Annotated in this window: 14 protein-coding genes; 8 read left to right on the forward strand and 6 right to left on the reverse strand. The window is 58.2% G+C overall.

The annotated features are described in order from the left end of the window. Window positions 1–10: 10 nt before the first annotated feature. Together FQ185_RS01700 and FQ185_RS01705 are read left to right on the forward strand one after the other, a co-directional pair. On the forward strand, window positions 11–496 hold the full coding sequence (locus FQ185_RS01700; protein ID WP_149415940.1) for a nitrate reductase cytochrome c-type subunit: 486 nt from the start codon (window positions 11–13) through the stop codon (window positions 494–496). 9 nt (window positions 497–505) lie between these two features. Further along, a complete protein-coding gene (locus tag FQ185_RS01705; protein ID WP_149415941.1) occupies window positions 506–1,102 on the forward strand; it encodes a cytochrome c3 family protein in 597 nt (198 codons plus the stop codon). Between the two features lie 49 nt (window positions 1,103–1,151). Here FQ185_RS01705 and FQ185_RS01710 read toward each other — a convergent pair whose 3' ends face one another. From FQ185_RS01710 to FQ185_RS01735, 5 genes are all read right to left on the reverse strand, one after another. After that, complete coding sequence (locus tag FQ185_RS01710) at window positions 1,152–2,783, reverse strand: sensor domain-containing diguanylate cyclase (protein WP_149416144.1); 1,632 nt, start codon at window positions 2,781–2,783, stop codon at window positions 1,152–1,154. Window positions 2,784–2,965: 182 nt separating this feature from the next. Further along, the gene (locus FQ185_RS01715; protein WP_007895886.1) at window positions 2,966–3,514 is read right to left on the reverse strand and encodes a cupin domain-containing protein; all 549 of its coding nucleotides are present in this window, start codon (window positions 3,512–3,514) and stop codon (window positions 2,966–2,968) included. 359 nt (window positions 3,515–3,873) lie between these two features. After that, a complete protein-coding gene (locus FQ185_RS01720; protein ID WP_149415942.1) occupies window positions 3,874–5,160 on the reverse strand; it encodes an FAD-binding oxidoreductase in 1,287 nt (428 codons plus the stop codon). Window positions 5,161–5,212: 52 nt separating this feature from the next. Next, entirely contained in the window at window positions 5,213–6,703 is a 1,491-nt protein-coding gene (locus tag FQ185_RS01725) for an aldehyde dehydrogenase (protein WP_149415943.1), read from the reverse strand. 195 nt (window positions 6,704–6,898) lie between these two features. Then, window positions 6,899–8,275 (reverse strand): glutamine synthetase family protein, encoded by a 1,377-nt coding sequence (locus FQ185_RS01735; RefSeq protein WP_111448612.1) that lies wholly within the window; start codon window positions 8,273–8,275, stop codon window positions 6,899–6,901. A 280-nt stretch (window positions 8,276–8,555) separates the two neighbouring features. On the opposite strand from FQ185_RS01735, the gene FQ185_RS01740 reads away from it, so the two are divergent. The 5 genes from FQ185_RS01740 to FQ185_RS01765 all read left to right on the forward strand — a co-directional run bounded on the left by FQ185_RS01740 (window position 8,556) and on the right by FQ185_RS01765 (window position 13,867). Continuing rightward, window positions 8,556–9,317, forward strand: coding sequence for a gamma-glutamyl-gamma-aminobutyrate hydrolase family protein (locus FQ185_RS01740; RefSeq protein WP_149415945.1), 762 nt, complete (start codon window positions 8,556–8,558; stop codon window positions 9,315–9,317). Window positions 9,318–9,687: 370 nt separating this feature from the next. Then, window positions 9,688–10,830, forward strand: a complete 1,143-nt coding sequence (gene potA, locus FQ185_RS01750) for a polyamine ABC transporter ATP-binding protein (protein WP_149415947.1) — start codon at window positions 9,688–9,690, stop codon at window positions 10,828–10,830. Window positions 10,831–10,859: 29 nt separating this feature from the next. Continuing rightward, window positions 10,860–11,741, forward strand: a complete 882-nt coding sequence (locus FQ185_RS01755; RefSeq protein WP_178113486.1) for an ABC transporter permease subunit — start codon at window positions 10,860–10,862, stop codon at window positions 11,739–11,741. Further along, a complete protein-coding gene (locus FQ185_RS01760; RefSeq protein WP_149415949.1) occupies window positions 11,738–12,622 on the forward strand; it encodes an ABC transporter permease subunit in 885 nt (294 codons plus the stop codon). Before FQ185_RS01755 ends, FQ185_RS01760 begins: the two co-directional genes overlap by 4 nt. Window positions 12,623–12,769: 147 nt before the next feature. Then, on the forward strand, window positions 12,770–13,867 hold the full coding sequence (locus tag FQ185_RS01765) for a polyamine ABC transporter substrate-binding protein (protein ID WP_149415950.1): 1,098 nt from the start codon (window positions 12,770–12,772) through the stop codon (window positions 13,865–13,867). A 170-nt stretch (window positions 13,868–14,037) separates the two neighbouring features. Here FQ185_RS01765 and thpR read toward each other — a convergent pair whose 3' ends face one another. Beyond that, window positions 14,038–14,577, reverse strand: coding sequence for an RNA 2',3'-cyclic phosphodiesterase (gene thpR / locus FQ185_RS01770; RefSeq protein WP_149415951.1), 540 nt, complete (start codon window positions 14,575–14,577; stop codon window positions 14,038–14,040). Between the two features lie 60 nt (window positions 14,578–14,637). Here thpR and FQ185_RS01775 point away from each other — a divergent pair, with 60 nt between their 5' ends. Further along, on the forward strand, window positions 14,638–14,832 hold the full coding sequence (locus FQ185_RS01775) for a hypothetical protein (RefSeq protein ID WP_149415952.1): 195 nt from the start codon (window positions 14,638–14,640) through the stop codon (window positions 14,830–14,832). Window positions 14,833–14,837: the final 5 nt, after the last annotated feature.

The raw sequence follows: 14,837 nt of genomic DNA on the forward strand, positions 1-14,837 counted from the left end.
GAGAACCGTCATGCCTTTGCGAATCCTGCCGTTGCTCTTGCTCGCTGCCATTGGCGTGGTGATCGCTGCAGAAGTCGATTACCCACTCGATGCGTCAGGGCCGGACGGACGCCGGCCCGGCGGTACCTTGACCCAGAGCATTCCGGCTCCGCCCATTGCCAACGAAGAAAACAAAGACCTCAAGCGCGAACGCAATTACCCGGACCAACCGCCGACCATCCCCCATACCATCGTCGGCTACCAGGTCGACAAGTACGGTAACAAATGCCTCTCTTGCCACAGCCGTGCCAATAGCGCACAAACCCAGGCCACGGCGATCAGCATCACTCACTACATGGACCGCGACGGCCAGGCCCTGGCGGCGGTATCACCGCGTCGGTACTTCTGTAACCAATGCCACGTGCCACAAACAGAAGTGCTGCCGCTGGTGGGCAATACGTTCGAGACCATCGACAAAATACTGCAAGACGACGCCAACGCTGAGCAGAAACCCTGAGGAGGCAACATGAAAGCGCTGTTCGCCCTGCTTAAGGAATACTGGGGCATCCTGCGTCGGCCGAGCATCTACTACAGCCTGGGCTTTCTGACGTTGGGGGGCTTCATCGCCGGGATCATTTTCTGGGGCGGTTTCAACACGGCGCTCGAGCTGAGCAATACCGAGAAGTTCTGCGTTTCGTGTCATGAAATGCGTGACAACGTATTCGTCGAATTGAAGGACACGATTCACTACAGCAACCGTTCCGGTGTGCGCGCCAGTTGCCCGGACTGCCATGTGCCCCACGAATGGACCCACAAGATCGCGCGCAAGATGCAGGCATCGAAGGAAGTCTGGGGCAAGATCTTCGGCACCATCGAGACCCGCGACAAATTCCTCAACCTGCGCCGCGAACTGGCCGAACATGAGTGGGCCAGACTGAAGGCCAACGACTCTCGCGAATGCCGCAACTGCCACAACTTCCAGTTCATGGACTTCACCCGCCAGAGCAAGCGTGCTTCTGCCATGCACTCCACGTCCCTGGCCAACGGTGAAGCCACCTGCATCGACTGTCACAAAGGCATTGCGCACAAGCTGCCCGACATGAGCGGGGTCAAGGGTTGGTAGCAGAGGTCGTTCAATGTTTGCTGGCGAGAGGGGAACCGAACGCTAGCGTCTAAAGCTTGTAGGTCACAAACCGGCCGCGCCCGGTATTCTTCGCTTGGTACATGACTCGGTCGGCGGCCAGCAAAAGCGTATCGGCAGGACTCTGCCCGTTACCTAACGCTATACCAATCGAAACACCCACCATGCACACCGTGCCGGAGATAAAAAAGGGCGCCCGCAGAGCGTCTATGCATTGAGTCGCCACGCTGCTCAAGGTCTCTTCGGCATTGGCCCCAAGGTCACTCAGCAGCACAACAAACTCATCCCCGCCAATGCGCGCCAGGGTATCGCTCTCTCGGACGACCGTGGAAAAACGCCGCGCGACCTGACGCAGCACCTCGTCACCAGCCTCATGCCCAAGGGAATCGTTGATGTGTTTGAAACCATCAAGGTCCATAAACAACAAGCCCACCTGCGACTCTCTTCGTTGTGCCAGGGCCAATACTTGGCGCAGTTGGCCAGTGAGATGATGGCGGTTAGACAAGCCCGTCAGCGTATCGTGATGAGCAATTTTTTTAAGCTCATCCTGCTTGTCATTCAACTTGACCAACAATCGATTGAACGCCGAAATCAAATGACCGACTTCATCGTTGCGAACAACCGGTAAGGGCGCGAGTGGCGTCTCATCTCGCGTCATGCGGTCAGCCTGTTCGGCGGCACGAAACAGATGACGAAAGACAAAGTACAGCCCGATGGAGGCGAACGTGGCAAAAAACAAAATAGATAACACCGCCCCCCGGATCAACAAACGCTGGGTTCGATCCACCGTTGCAAACGCCTCGCGGGTCGGCAAACGGGCCACGATGAACCAGCCAGTGCTGGGAACAGAGGCCATTGCCGCAACCACCTCGACACCTTTGGAATCAACCGTCAGCCCTGCCCCGCGAAATCCGGCCATGGCCCGATCATGAAGTGCATTGACGCCTGGAGGTGGCGTAGGCTTGAGTGCCAAACCCAGCGGCGAGGGTTCGACCAACAACTTACTGGCCGGAAAAACCAGCAGGAAGCCGCCTTCGGCATCACCTGCGCGACTTTGCAGTAACGAATAAAGAACCCCTGAAGTATCGAGCGCGACGACGCCAACCAGCACAGCCTGGACCTCTCCGACGGCATTCTTTATGGGAACAGACATGGGCAGGATTGGCGTTTTGGTTGTACTGCCCACCATCGGTTGACCGACGAATGAACGCCCGGCCAGGCTCGCTTGAATGTAATCACGCTCGGCGTAATCGGTCGCCGCCCGCGTCGACGGATCGGGATAGTGGGTGAGTAAACGCCCATGAGTGTTCACGATAAATAAATCTGTCGTGAACAACGTCTGGTACTCGTAATGCTCTTTCAGCCACACCTGCAGCTGCTCAGGCTTAGTCAGCAGGCCCATCGGGACGGCTGCGGCAAGGTGCTCCAGCAAACGCTGGCGCTGAACAATCTTGTTATCGATATCGTGTGCGACATACGTCGCCAACGCTGACTGCTGGCCTTCCACGACGGCGCTCAAATCTTCACGCAGAAAGTTGGTTAATACGTAATAGCGCACCAAAACCCCAAAAATCACCATGCACAGCGCCAGTAACAGCAGTCGCGTCACAATGCTGTTGCCGATGCGGGAGAGACTCAGGGAGGTGTGATGTGTTTTTGGCATCACGCGAGTGTATCCGAGCGCGCTGGGCTTTGGGCTGATTTCCGGTAGCGACGTTTGCGCCGAAAACAGGCCGATGTATTTGGGGCCAACAACGCAGACTTTAAAACGATGCCTGCGTTTTACACCGCCTGGGACGTCAGCTGCCGTTTTTGGCCGAAAGCGCCCCCATCACCGCCCCCCCATCAGAAGTTAGCCGGTGTGTTAGCACTAATAATCTCCGCCTCATCCGCCCCAATATTGCGAAACCGATGCGGCAACGTCGTCGGAAAGTAATACCCATCCCCAGCATTCAACACACTAATCTGCCCATCCACCGTCAACTCAACCGTCCCCCGCGTAACCAGCCCACACTCCTCCCCTTCCGAATGCACAATCGGCTCTTCCCCCGAGCTCGCCCCAGGCGCGTATTGCTCGCGTAACAAGCGCATCTGCCGACTCGGCACCGAAGCGCCAATCAGCAGCAGCCGTAGCCCATGACGCCCGAGATCCGGCTGTTCATTGGCACGGAATACGTATTGGTGCTCGCGCGGCGGCTGGTCGAAGGTGAAGAAGTCCGCCAAGGACATGGGGATGCCTTCGAGCAGTTTTTTCAGGGAGCTGACGGAGGGACTGACGCGATTTTGTTCGATCAGGGAGATGGTGGCATTGGTGACGCCGCTACGCCGGGCCAGCTCACGCTGGGAGAGTTTGTAGCTTTCGCGTACTAATTTGAGTCGTGAGCCCGTGTCCATGACAGCCTTATGCGAAGAATACTTAAGGGTTATGGGGGTGGATGGCGGGCGACTTTTGGCCGCGAAAGTACCGCTTCCCTGTCCCGGAAATGTGAAAGGCGGGTATTAAATCACGTTTGGTGGTGTTGCTCAGCAGGTTCGATGGGTGGGTGGGTGAAAAGGTTGTTTCACCCTGAAGTCGGGTGGTTCGGCTGTGCAAAATATAGATGCGATTGCTGGGTGTCAGGTGAAATTGATAGCGACTGATATGGCCTCATCGCGAGCAGGCTCGCCCTCACAGGTATTGTGGCTTCCAGAGATTGATTACTGGGCCTCAGAACCGGCGGTACCTTTTGGGGGTGGCCGCCGGTTGGGTTCAGTTAGATGCCGAAACGGTCACGCAGTGCGTAGTACGCGGCGCCCATGGCGGTGAGTGGGGCCTGGAAGGTGCGGCCGCCGATCATGGGCATGTGTGGGAGCGAGGCGAAAGCATCGAAGCGTTCGGCGTCGCCGCGGATCATTTCCGAGATGAGTTTGCCGGCCAGGTGCGAGCAGGTGACGCCGTGGCCGCTGTAGCCTTGCATGTAGTAGGCGTTTTTTTCGATGCGGCCGAATTGCGGCATGCGGGACATGGTCAGCAGGAAGTTGCCGGTCCAGCGGTAGTCGATTTTCACGTCCTTCAGTTGCGGGAAGGTCTTGAGGATTTTCGGTTTGATCAGTTGCTCGATGTCGTCCGGTTCGCGGGCGCCGTAGACCACGCCGCCGCCGTACAGCAAGCGGTTGTCGGCGGTGAGGCGGTAGTAGTCGAGCAGGTAATTGCAGTCTTCAACGCAGTAGTTGTTTTTGATCAGGCTGCGCGCAACCTTCTCCGACAACGGCTCGGTTACGACAATTTGCGAACCACACGGCATGCTTTTACGCGTGACGCGGTTGTCGAGGTCTTGCGGCAGGTAGGCGTTGCCGGCGATCAGCAGGTACTTGGCGCGGACCACGCCTTTGGCGGTGCGCACGGTGATCGGTTCGCCGTAGGTGATTTCCACTGCGGCGGATTGTTCGTAGATTTTGCCGCCCAGGCCGATGATGGCCGAGGCTTCGCCGAGGGCCAGGTTCAGCGGGTGGATGTGGCCGCCCTGCATGTCCAGCAGGCCGCCGACGTAGTTGTCGCAACCCACTTCGCGCTTGATGTCAGCCGCGTCGAGCATTTTCAGGTTTTTGTTGCCGTAACGTTCCCAGCTGCTTTTCTGCTCGGCCAGGCCTTTGAGTTGCTTTTTGTTCAGCGCGGCGAAGAGGCCGCCCGGCTTGTAGTCGCACTGGATGTCGTAGTGTTGTATGCGCTGACGGATGATGTCGGCGCCTTCGAAAATCATGCTGCCGAGGACTTCGGCAGTCTTGTCGCCGTAGCGTTCTTCGATGACATCGACGTCGCGGCTATAGGAGTTGACCAGTTGGCCGCCGTTGCGACCGCTGGCGCCGAAACCGACTTTGGCGGCTTCGAGCACGGTCACGCTGTAGCCCGCTTCGGCGAGGAACAGCGCCGAGGACAAACCGGTGTAGCCGGCGCCGATCACGCAGACGTCGCAGTCCACCGCTTGTTCCAGCACTGGGAAGTCGCCGGTGAAGTTGCGGGTGGCGGCGTAGTAGCTGTTTACATGTGTTGTTTGTTTCATACGTTTCTCCGATGGCCGCCGATACGATTCGGCAGCCGCCGCTGTAGAGGTGTTAGAGCTTGATCCAGGTCGCTTTGAGTTCGGTGTATTTGTCGAACGCGTGCAGCGATTTATCCCGACCGTTACCCGACTGCTTGTACCCGCCGAACGGCGCGGTCATGTCGCCGCCGTCGTACTGGTTGACCCAGACGCTGCCGGCGCGCAAACCGCGCGCGAAGGTGTGGGCCTTGCTCAGGTTGCTGGTCCAGACGCCTGCGGCCAGGCCGAAGATGCTGTCGTTGGCGATCGCCAGCGCTTCATCGAAGGTGTCGAAGGTGATCAGCGACAGCACCGGGCCGAAGATTTCTTCCCGGGCGATGGTCATGGCGTTGGTCACGCCGTCGAAAATCGCCGGTTCCACGTACAGGCCGCCGGTGGCTTCAAGGGTGCGGCTGCCGCCGGCGATCAGTTGCGCGCCCTGGTCTTTGCCGACCTGGATGTAGCGCAACACGTTGTCCAGTTGACGCTGATCAACGACCGCGCCGACGGTGGTTTCTGGATCGAGGGCATGCCCCGGTTTCCAGGCTTGCAGCGCTTCCACCAGCAGTGGAATGAACTGCTCGCGAATCGAACGTTCCACCAGCAAACGTGAGCCGGCGGTGCAGACTTCGCCCTGGTTGAAGGCAATCGCACCCGCCGCCGCTTGGGCTGCCGCGCGCAAATCCGGCGCGTCGGCGAACACCACGTTCGGGCTCTTGCCCCCTGCTTCGAGCCAAACGCGTTTCATGTTGCTTTGGCCGGAATAGATCAGCAATTGCTTGGCAATCGCGGTCGAACCGGTGAAGGCCAGCACGTCGACGTCCATGTGCAACGCCAGCGCCTTGCCGACGGTGTGACCGTAGCCTGGCAGGACGTTGAACACTCCTTTGGGGATGCCCGCTTCCAGCGCCAGTTGGGCGATGCGAATCGCGGTCAGTGGCGACTTTTCCGAAGGCTTGAGGATGAACGAGTTACCCGCCGCCAGGGCCGGGGCGAACTTCCAGCTGGCCATGATCAGCGGGAAGTTCCACGGCACGATGGCGGCGACTACACCGGCAGGTTCGCGGGTGATGAGGCCGAGTTGGTCGTGCGGTGTGGCGGCGACTTCGTCGTAGATCTTGTCGATGGCTTCGGCGCTCCAGCGGACCGCGTTGGCGGTTGCCGGGATGTCTATGTTCATCGAGTCGTTGATCGGCTTGCCCATGTCGAGGGTTTCGAGCAGGGCGAGTTCTTCCTGGTTGGCCAGGATGAGATCGGCGAAGCGAATCAGGATGCGCTTGCGCTCGGCAGGGGCGAGATTGGCCCAGATGCCGGAGTCGAAGGTGCGGCGTGCGACGGCGACCGCCGCATTGGCGTCGGCTTCGTCGGTGCTGGCGACGTTGGCCAGGAAGCGGCCGTCGACCGGGCTCATGCATTCAAAGGTGTCGCCGCTGAGTGCCGGGCAGTATTGACCGTCGATGAATGCGCGGTCTTCGATTGTTAGGGACTGGAAGCGTTGTTCCCAGTCGCTGCGAGTGTTTGTCATGGTTGTGACTCGACGCAGAGGAATAGTTGATCGTCAGTTAAAACTTGAAATGCAATCCCCTGTGGGAGCGAGCCTGCTCGCGATAGCGGTGTGTCAGGCGACATCAATGCTGACTGATCCATCGCTATCGCGAGCAGGCTCGCTCCCACAATTGATCGGTGGTGTCTGCAGAGAATGCGTACACCACTTGGCCCATCAAACCGTGTGCAAATACCAGTTGTACTCAAGGTCCGAGATGGAGTTCTCGAACTCGGCCAGCTCGCTTTCCTTGCACGCCACGAACACGTCGATGTACATCGGGTCGATGTAGCGCGACATGACTTCGCTGTCGTCCAGCTCACGCAGTGCATCGCGCAGGTTGTTCGGCAGGCTCTGCTCGTTCTGCTCGTAGCTATTGCCTTCGACCGGTGCGCCCGGCTCGATTTCGTTGGTCAGGCCGTGGTGAATACCGGCCAGCACCGAAGCCATCAGCAGGTACGGGTTGGCATCGGCGCCCGCTACGCGGTGTTCGATGCGCACGGAGTCCGGCGAACCGGTCGGCACACGTACCGCAACGGTACGGTTGTCGATGCCCCAGCTCGGCGAGTTCGGTACATAGAACTGCGCGCCGAAACGACGGTACGAGTTGACGTTTGGGCACAGGAACGCCATCTGCGCCGGCAGGGTCTCGAGCACACCGCCGATCGCGTGACGCAATGCGGCGTTCTGCTCGGGATCCTCGCTGGCAAAGATGTTGTTGCCTTCTTTGTCGAGAATCGAAATGTGCACGTGCAAACCATTGCCCGCCTGGCCCGGATACGGCTTGGCCATGAAGGTGGTGTCCATCTCGTGGTCGTAGGCGATGTTCTTCACCAGACGCTTGAGCAACACCGCGTAGTCGCAGGCCTTGATCGGGTCATTGACGTGATGCAGGTTCACTTCGAACTGCGCCGGGGCGCTTTCCTTGACGATGGCGTCAGCAGGAATGCCCTGCTCTTTCGCGCCTTCGAGGATGTCTTGCAGGCAATCAACGTATTCGTCGAGGTCATCGATCAAATACACCTGAGTCGACATCGGACGTTTGCCGGAGACCGGCGAGCGTGGCGATTGCGGACGACCGTTCACGTTGTCCTGGTCGATCAGGTAGAACTCGAGTTCGAACGCGGCGCAAATGGTCAGGCCCATTGCATCGAACTTGCTCACGACCTGACGCAGCACTTCACGAGGGTCAGCGAAGAACGGCTGGCCTTCGAGTTCGTGCATGGTCATTAACAATTGCGCGGTTGGGCGCTTCTGCCATGGCTCGATGCTGAGGGTATCGGGGATGGGGAAGCAGATTCGGTCTGAGTCACCGATGTCCAGACCCAGGCCGGTGCTTTCCACCGTAGAACCGTTGATGTCCAGAGCAAACAATGACGCCGGGAGGTTAATGCCTTTTTCGTAGACCTTATGAAGACTGGTGCGCTCGATGCGCTTGCCGCGCACCACACCGTTCATATCCGCAATCAGAAGGTCGACGTACAAAACCTCAGGATATTTCTTAAGGAATGCGTTTGCTTCGTTGAGTTGAACGGTACGCAGAGGGACCGACATTTTGCACCTATTAGCTGTTAATTATTATGTTCACTACCTTGTTGCGAGCCCAGTCAATCCGAAAGCCAAATTGAAGTCAATAGCGAACACTTGACCTTTAAACCTTTATTTTTTGGCCTCTTATGGGCACGAGAGTGCCAATTAAGCCGCGGACTACGCACAAACTCTTAAGATCGGACGCACGGCGTTTAGAATTTTTTACATGAGAGTTGTTAATTAAAATCAACAAGGCTAAGCTCCGGAAAAGCTCGTTCAAGTGTGAAACTTCGAGGTGATAAAAATGGCACTCAAGCCATTGATCGGCGTTACTGCGTGCGTCAAACAGATTGGCCTGCACCCCTACCATGTCAGCGGCGACAAGTACTTGCGTGCTGTCAGCGTTGCGGCTCTGGGGCTGCCGGTGGTCATTCCTTCCCTGGGCGACCTGACTGAAATCGAGGACCTGCTCGCGCAGCTCGACGGTCTGTTGCTGACCGGCTCGCCCTCGAATGTGGAACCCTTCCACTATCAAGGCCCGGCCAGCGCTCCCGGCACGGATCACGATCCGGCGCGGGACGCCACCACCCTTCCTTTATTGCGTGCAGCCATTGCGGCGGGCGTTCCGGTGCTCGGCATCTGCCGCGGCTTTCAGGAAATGAACGTGGCGTTCGGGGGCAGCCTGCATCAGAAGGTCCACGAACTCCCGGGCATGCTCGATCACCGCGAAGCGGACAGTCCGGAGTTGGCGGTGCAGTACGCACCGGCTCATGCGGTGACTGTGCAACCGGGCGGCGTGTTTGAAGCGCTGGATCTGCCACAGGTGTTCCAGGTCAATTCGATTCACAGCCAGGGCGTCGACCGACTGGCCCCTGGCCTGCGCGCTGAAGCTGTTGCGCCGGATGGTTTGATCGAGGCGATCTCGGTCGAGCACAGCAAGGCCTTCGCCGTCGGCGTGCAATGGCACCCGGAATGGCAGGTGCTTTCAAATCCGCCCTACTTGAGTATTTTCCAGGCGTTTGGCGATGCGTGCCGGCAACGGGCGGCGTCGCGTAATACGCGCTGACTTCAAACACGACTAATCAATTTACTGCTCCGTGAGTCAGGCGGGCGTGCCTTTGCGCGTCGGTTGCTCACGTAAAAGATCAACCGCAATAACAACAAGCACGAACAGGCAGCCAGGACGGCGGTGCCGAATAAGCCCAAGCCGGGCGATGCCAGTGAAGTAAGCGCAAATCCCACTGTGGGAGCGAGCCTGCTCGCGAATGCAATGTGTCATGCGACATCAATGTTGACTGATCCACCGTTTTCGCGAGCAGGCTCGCTCCCACAGGGGATCGCCGCAGAATTCACTGACACCGTACGGCTCGGGCTTGCAATCAACTATTAAGTCAGGCCGCGTTGGCCCGACGACTGAAACCTGTTGGGAGTTTCACATGGCAAATGCCTCCAGCATCTACAGGAAGGCTCTTGAAGGTCACCAGTCACCGAATAAGGTGCTGGTGAAAGTCGATCGCGTCACCAAGAAATTCGACGAAACCACTGCGGTGGACGATGTCTCGCTTGAGATCCATCAAGGGGAAATCTTCGCCCTGCTCGGCGGTTCCGGCTCCGGCAAATCGACCCTGCTGCGCATGCTCGCCGGTTTCGAGCGCCCGACCGAAGGGCGGATTTTGCTCGACGGTGTCGACATCACCGACATGCCGCCGTACGAACGGCCGATCAACATGATGTTCCAGTCCTACGCGCTGTTCCCGCACATGACGGTGGCGCAGAACATTGCGTTCGGGCTGAAGCAGGATCGTCTGTCCACCAGCGAAATCGACGCCCGCGTTGAAGAGATGCTGCGACTGGTGCACATGACCCAATACGCCAAACGCAAACCGCATCAACTGTCTGGCGGTCAGCGTCAACGTGTGGCCCTGGCTCGCTCCCTGGCCAAGCGTCCGAAGCTGTTGCTGCTCGACGAACCGATGGGCGCGCTGGATAAAAAGCTGCGCTCGCAGATGCAACTGGAGTTGGTCGAGATCATCGAACGGGTCGGCGTGACTTGTGTGATGGTGACCCACGATCAGGAAGAGGCCATGACCATGGCCCAACGCATCGCCATCATGCACCTCGGCTGGATCGCACAGATCGGCAGCCCGGTGGACATCTATGAAGCGCCGGTCAGCCGCATGGTTTGCGAATTCATCGGCAACGTGAACGCCTTCGACGGCACCGTGGTCGAGGACCTTGAAGGTCACGCGATCATTCACAGCCCGGACCTGGAGCAGAAGATTTACGTCGGTCACGGCGTCAGCACTTCGGTGCAGGACAAGTCGATCACCTACGCCATCCGCCCGGAAAAACTGCTGGTCAGCACCACCCAACCCGAGACCCGCTACAACTGGTCCAGCGGCAAGGTGCATGACATCGCCTATCTCGGCGGCCACTCGGTGTTTTACGTGGAATTGCCTGGCGGCAAAGTCGTGCAGTCGTTCATGGCCAACGCCGAACGCCGTGGCGCAAGACCGACCTGGGACGACAAGGTCTACGTGTGGTGGGAAGATGACAGCGGCGTGGTACTGCGCTCATGAAAACACTCAATCAGCGGTTTATACGGCTGATGCCGAGTGGTCGAAAGCTCGTCATCGGGATTCCTTTCCTGTGGCTGTTCCTGTTCTTCATGCTGCCGTTCTTCCTGGTGATGAAGATCAGCTTCTCGGAAGCGGCCCTGGCCATTCCTCCTTACTCAGAGATCTACACCTTCGCCGAGCAGAAATTCCAGCTGCTGCTGAACCTCGGCAACTACACGCTGCTGACTCAGGATGAGCTGTACATCTCGGCGTATTTCGGCTCGTTGAAGGTCGCGTTTTTAAGCACGCTGATGTGTCTGGTGATCGGTTTCCCGATGGCCTATGCAATCACCAAAGCGAACAAGGAAACGCAAAACGTTCTGCTGTTGTTGATCATGATGCCGACCTGGACCGCGATCCTGATCCGCGTCTATGCGTGGATGGGCATCCTCAGCAACAACGGTCTGCTCAACGGATTTTTGATGTGGACCGGGCTGACTGATCACCCAATCGAGATCCTCAACACCAACACGGCCGTGTATATCGGCGTGGTTTACGCCTACTTGCCGTTCATGGTGTTGCCGTTGTACGCCAACCTGGTCAAGCATGACGACAGCCTGCTGGAAGCCGCGTCTGACCTGGGTTCGAGCAACTTCAACAACTTCTGGAAAATCACCGTGCCGCTGGCCAAGAACGGGATCATCGCCGGTTGCATGCTGGTGTTCATTCCAGTGGTCGGTGAGTTCGTGATTCCGGAATTGTTGGGCGGCCCGGAGACCCTGATGATCGGTCGCGTGTTGTGGCAAGAGTTCTTCAATAACCGCGACTGGCCGGTGGCGTCTGCCCTGGCGGTGGTGATGCTGTTGATTCTGATTGTGCCGATTCTGCTGTTCAACCGCAGCCAGGCCAAAGAGATGGAGGCACGGGGATGAAACGCTTCGGATTTTCAAAGTTCATGCTGATTTTCGGCCTGTCGTTTATCTACCTGCCGATGTTGATTCTGGTGATCTACTCGTTCAACGCCTCGAAACTGGTGACCGTGTGGGGCGGCTGGTCGTTCAAGTGGTACGCCGGCCTGCTCGATAACTCGCAACTGATGGGCTCGGTGGTGCGCTCGCTGGAAATCGCCTGCTACACCGCGATTGCCGCGGTGGCGCTGGGGACGTTGGCGGCGTTTGTGCTGACGCGCGTCACACGCTTCAAGGGCCGCACGTTGTTCGGTGGTTTGGTGACGGCGCCGCTGGTGATGCCGGAAGTGATCACCGGTCTGTCGCTGTTGCTGCTGTTCGTGGCGATGGCGCAGATGATTGGCTGGCCGATGGAGCGTGGCATCGTCACCATCTGGATCGCCCACACCACATTCTGTGCGGCTTATGTGGCGGTGGTGGTTTCGGCGCGCTTGCGTGAGCTGGACCTGTCCATCGAAGAGGCGGCCATGGACCTCGGGGCGAAGCCGTTCAAGGTGTTTTTCCTGATCACCATTCCGATGATCGCGCCGTCATTGGCGGCTGGCGGCATGATGTCGTTTGCCCTGTCGCTGGATGATCTGGTGCTGGCGAGCTTCGTATCGGGTCCGGGCTCAACGACCCTGCCGATGGAAGTGTTCTCGGCGGTGCGTCTGGGTGTGAAGCCTGAGATCAACGCTGTGGCCAGCCTGATTCTGTTGGCGGTATCGATTGTGACCTTCATGGTCTGGTACTTCAGCCGCCGTGCCGAAGCCACGCGCAAACGTGCGATTCAGGAAGCGATGGACCAGACCGCCAGTGAATCGTGGCAGCAACCTAAAAAGCAAATGGTAGAAGCGACGGCCTAGGCTGTTGAGTTAACTGTGGCGAGGGAGCTTGCTCCCGCTGGGCTGCGAAGCGGCCCCAACAACTTTGTGAGTGCTGCGCACTCAAGCGGGAGCAAGCTCCCTCGCCACAGGTTTTATGTTCTATAAAAAAGAATTGGAGTTGTACCGATGAAAATGTTTGGCAGGACTCTGCTGACACTGTCCTTATTGGGCGCGATCGCCACCGGCGCCCAGGCCAATGACAAGGTACTGCGTGTCTACAACTGGTCGGATTACATAGCGCCGGACACCGTCAAGAAGTTCGAAGACGAGACCGGCATTCGCGTGACCTACGATGTGTTCGACAGCAATGAAACCCTTGAGGCACGCCTGCTCGCGGGCAAATCCGGCTACGACATCGTCGTGCCGTCCAACAGTTTCCTGGCCAAGCAGATCAAGGCTGGTGTCTATCAGGAACTGGATAAGTCGAAGCTGCCGAACTGGAAAAACCTCAACCCGGTCCTGCTGAAAAACGCTTCCGCCAGCGACCCGGACAACGGTCACGCCTTCCCCTACATGTGGGGCTCCATCGGCATCGGTTTCAATCCGGACAAGGTCAAGGAAGTGCTGGGTGCCAACGCGCCGACGAATTCCTGGGATCTGCTGTTCAAACCGGAAAATGCTGAAAAACTGAAAGCGTGCGGTATCAGTTTTCTTGATTCACCGACAGAAATGCTGCCGGCTGCCCTGCACTATCTGGGCTACCCGGTGAATTCTCAGGACAAAACGCAGATCGCTGAAGCGGAAGCGTTGTTCATGAAGATTCGCCCTTCGGTGGCGTATTTCCATTCGTCGAAGTACATCTCGGATCTGGCCAACGGCAACATCTGCGTGGCGGTCGGTTACTCCGGCGACGTACTGCAAGCCAAGGCTCGCGCCAAGGAAGCCGGCGACACCGTGAAGATCGACTACAGCATTCCGAAAGAAGGCGCCGGCAGCTTCTACGACATGGTCGCCATTCCACGTGACGCTGCCAATGTCGAGAACGCCTACCTGTTCATGAACTTCCTGATGCGCCCGGACATCATCGCCGAGATTACCAACAACATCGGCTACAGCAACGCCAACGCGGCGGCCACGCCGTTGGTGGATGAAGCGATTCGTAATGATCCGGGTTCTTACCCGTCGCAACAGGTGATGGCGACGCTGTATGCCATTCCTGATCTGCCGATTGGCGTTCAGCGGGTGATGACCCTTGGCTGGACGCGGGTAAAACTCGGTAAGTAATTCACTCGACACTGATCGTTCCCACGCTCCGCGTGGGAACGATCAGTTACCGGTGCCGAAGATTTCCGTTCACGCAGCGCCTTACCACCGCTGCACTCCTATCTGCAGAACGGCCTCACCTGGCTTCCTCGGTTAAGGTGAATTTGGGCGCCCTCCTCGGGCGCCTTTTTTTATGATGCAACGAGCGGCCACTCGGCCAACGCCCGGTAGCGGCCCTTATGGGATTCGAATAGGGTGAAGTGATCGGCTCGCAGATAGAACTCGGGCGGCGTCGCGGACTCTGGCACCGGCACTCGGTAATCACGCATCAGCGTCAGATGCGGGCGGAACTCCTTGGGTGAATCTTCAAAGCCAAATGGCAGCATTGCCTGCTCCAAGGCATAAACCAACCGAAGCAACTCCGGTGATGCCTGCTCCGGAGCGAGCACCAACACCCCTGCCCTGCGCCAGACATCCAGCCGATCAAGCGCAACCCTCAAAGGCACACCCGGCGTTCGAATATTAGCGGCGGCCGTGCAGATATCGGCGATTTTCGCCACCTCGACAGCACCCAAAAACATCAACGTCAGATGAAAGTTTTCCACCGGTACCGGGCGTCCGCTCCTGAGCTCAAGTGCGCTACGCCATTGGGCAATGGCCCGACGTTGCTCGGGGGCGCAGTTCAGAGCAAAAAACAGTCGCTTCAACGGTTCATGGGATTCGTCGCTCATACGTGGCACCTCCGGACATCCAAGTTATAGTTCATGCAAACGAAACAACTGGAGGGGGCCATGCGCGAGATCATCAGCAAAGAGCCATGGTGGGCGGTGCCACCGAAACCCGGTCAGGATGAGTCCGAGCTGGAATGGGGGTGGCTGGTTCATTACAACGAAGGTGAGCCACGCTTCGAGTTCGTCAAAGAGCGGCCAACGGACAGCGAGATTCGCAATCGTAAGAGTTGCAGGATCACCCCCTCGCCGGAGTAATCCTG

This window comes from Pseudomonas sp. ANT_H12B, assembly GCF_008369325.1.
In the GTDB taxonomy this organism is placed as follows: Bacteria; Pseudomonadota; Gammaproteobacteria; order Pseudomonadales; family Pseudomonadaceae; genus Aquipseudomonas.

Bases quoted from the DNA above. Each gene is read 5' to 3' on its own strand.
- FQ185_RS01700 (WP_149415940.1), top strand. From the start codon at position 11: ATGCCTTTGCGAATCCTGCCGTTGCTCTTGCTCGCTGCCATTGGCGTG.
- FQ185_RS01705 (WP_149415941.1), top strand. From the start codon at position 506: ATGAAAGCGCTGTTCGCCCTGCTTAAGGAATACTGGGGCATCCTGCGT.
- FQ185_RS01710 (WP_149416144.1), bottom strand. From the start codon at position 2,783: ATGCCAAAAACACATCACACCTCCCTGAGTCTCTCCCGCATCGGCAAC.
- FQ185_RS01715 (WP_007895886.1), bottom strand. From the start codon at position 3,514: ATGGACACGGGCTCACGACTCAAATTAGTACGCGAAAGCTACAAACTC.
- FQ185_RS01720 (WP_149415942.1), bottom strand. From the start codon at position 5,160: ATGAAACAAACAACACATGTAAACAGCTACTACGCCGCCACCCGCAAC.
- FQ185_RS01725 (WP_149415943.1), bottom strand. From the start codon at position 6,703: ATGACAAACACTCGCAGCGACTGGGAACAACGCTTCCAGTCCCTAACA.
- FQ185_RS01735 (WP_111448612.1), bottom strand. From the start codon at position 8,275: ATGTCGGTCCCTCTGCGTACCGTTCAACTCAACGAAGCAAACGCATTC.
- FQ185_RS01740 (WP_149415945.1), top strand. From the start codon at position 8,556: ATGGCACTCAAGCCATTGATCGGCGTTACTGCGTGCGTCAAACAGATT.
- potA (WP_149415947.1), top strand. From the start codon at position 9,688: ATGGCAAATGCCTCCAGCATCTACAGGAAGGCTCTTGAAGGTCACCAG.
- FQ185_RS01755 (WP_178113486.1), top strand. From the start codon at position 10,860: ATGCCGAGTGGTCGAAAGCTCGTCATCGGGATTCCTTTCCTGTGGCTG.
- FQ185_RS01760 (WP_149415949.1), top strand. From the start codon at position 11,738: ATGAAACGCTTCGGATTTTCAAAGTTCATGCTGATTTTCGGCCTGTCG.
- FQ185_RS01765 (WP_149415950.1), top strand. From the start codon at position 12,770: ATGAAAATGTTTGGCAGGACTCTGCTGACACTGTCCTTATTGGGCGCG.
- thpR (WP_149415951.1), bottom strand. From the start codon at position 14,577: ATGAGCGACGAATCCCATGAACCGTTGAAGCGACTGTTTTTTGCTCTG.
- FQ185_RS01775 (WP_149415952.1), top strand. From the start codon at position 14,638: ATGCGCGAGATCATCAGCAAAGAGCCATGGTGGGCGGTGCCACCGAAA.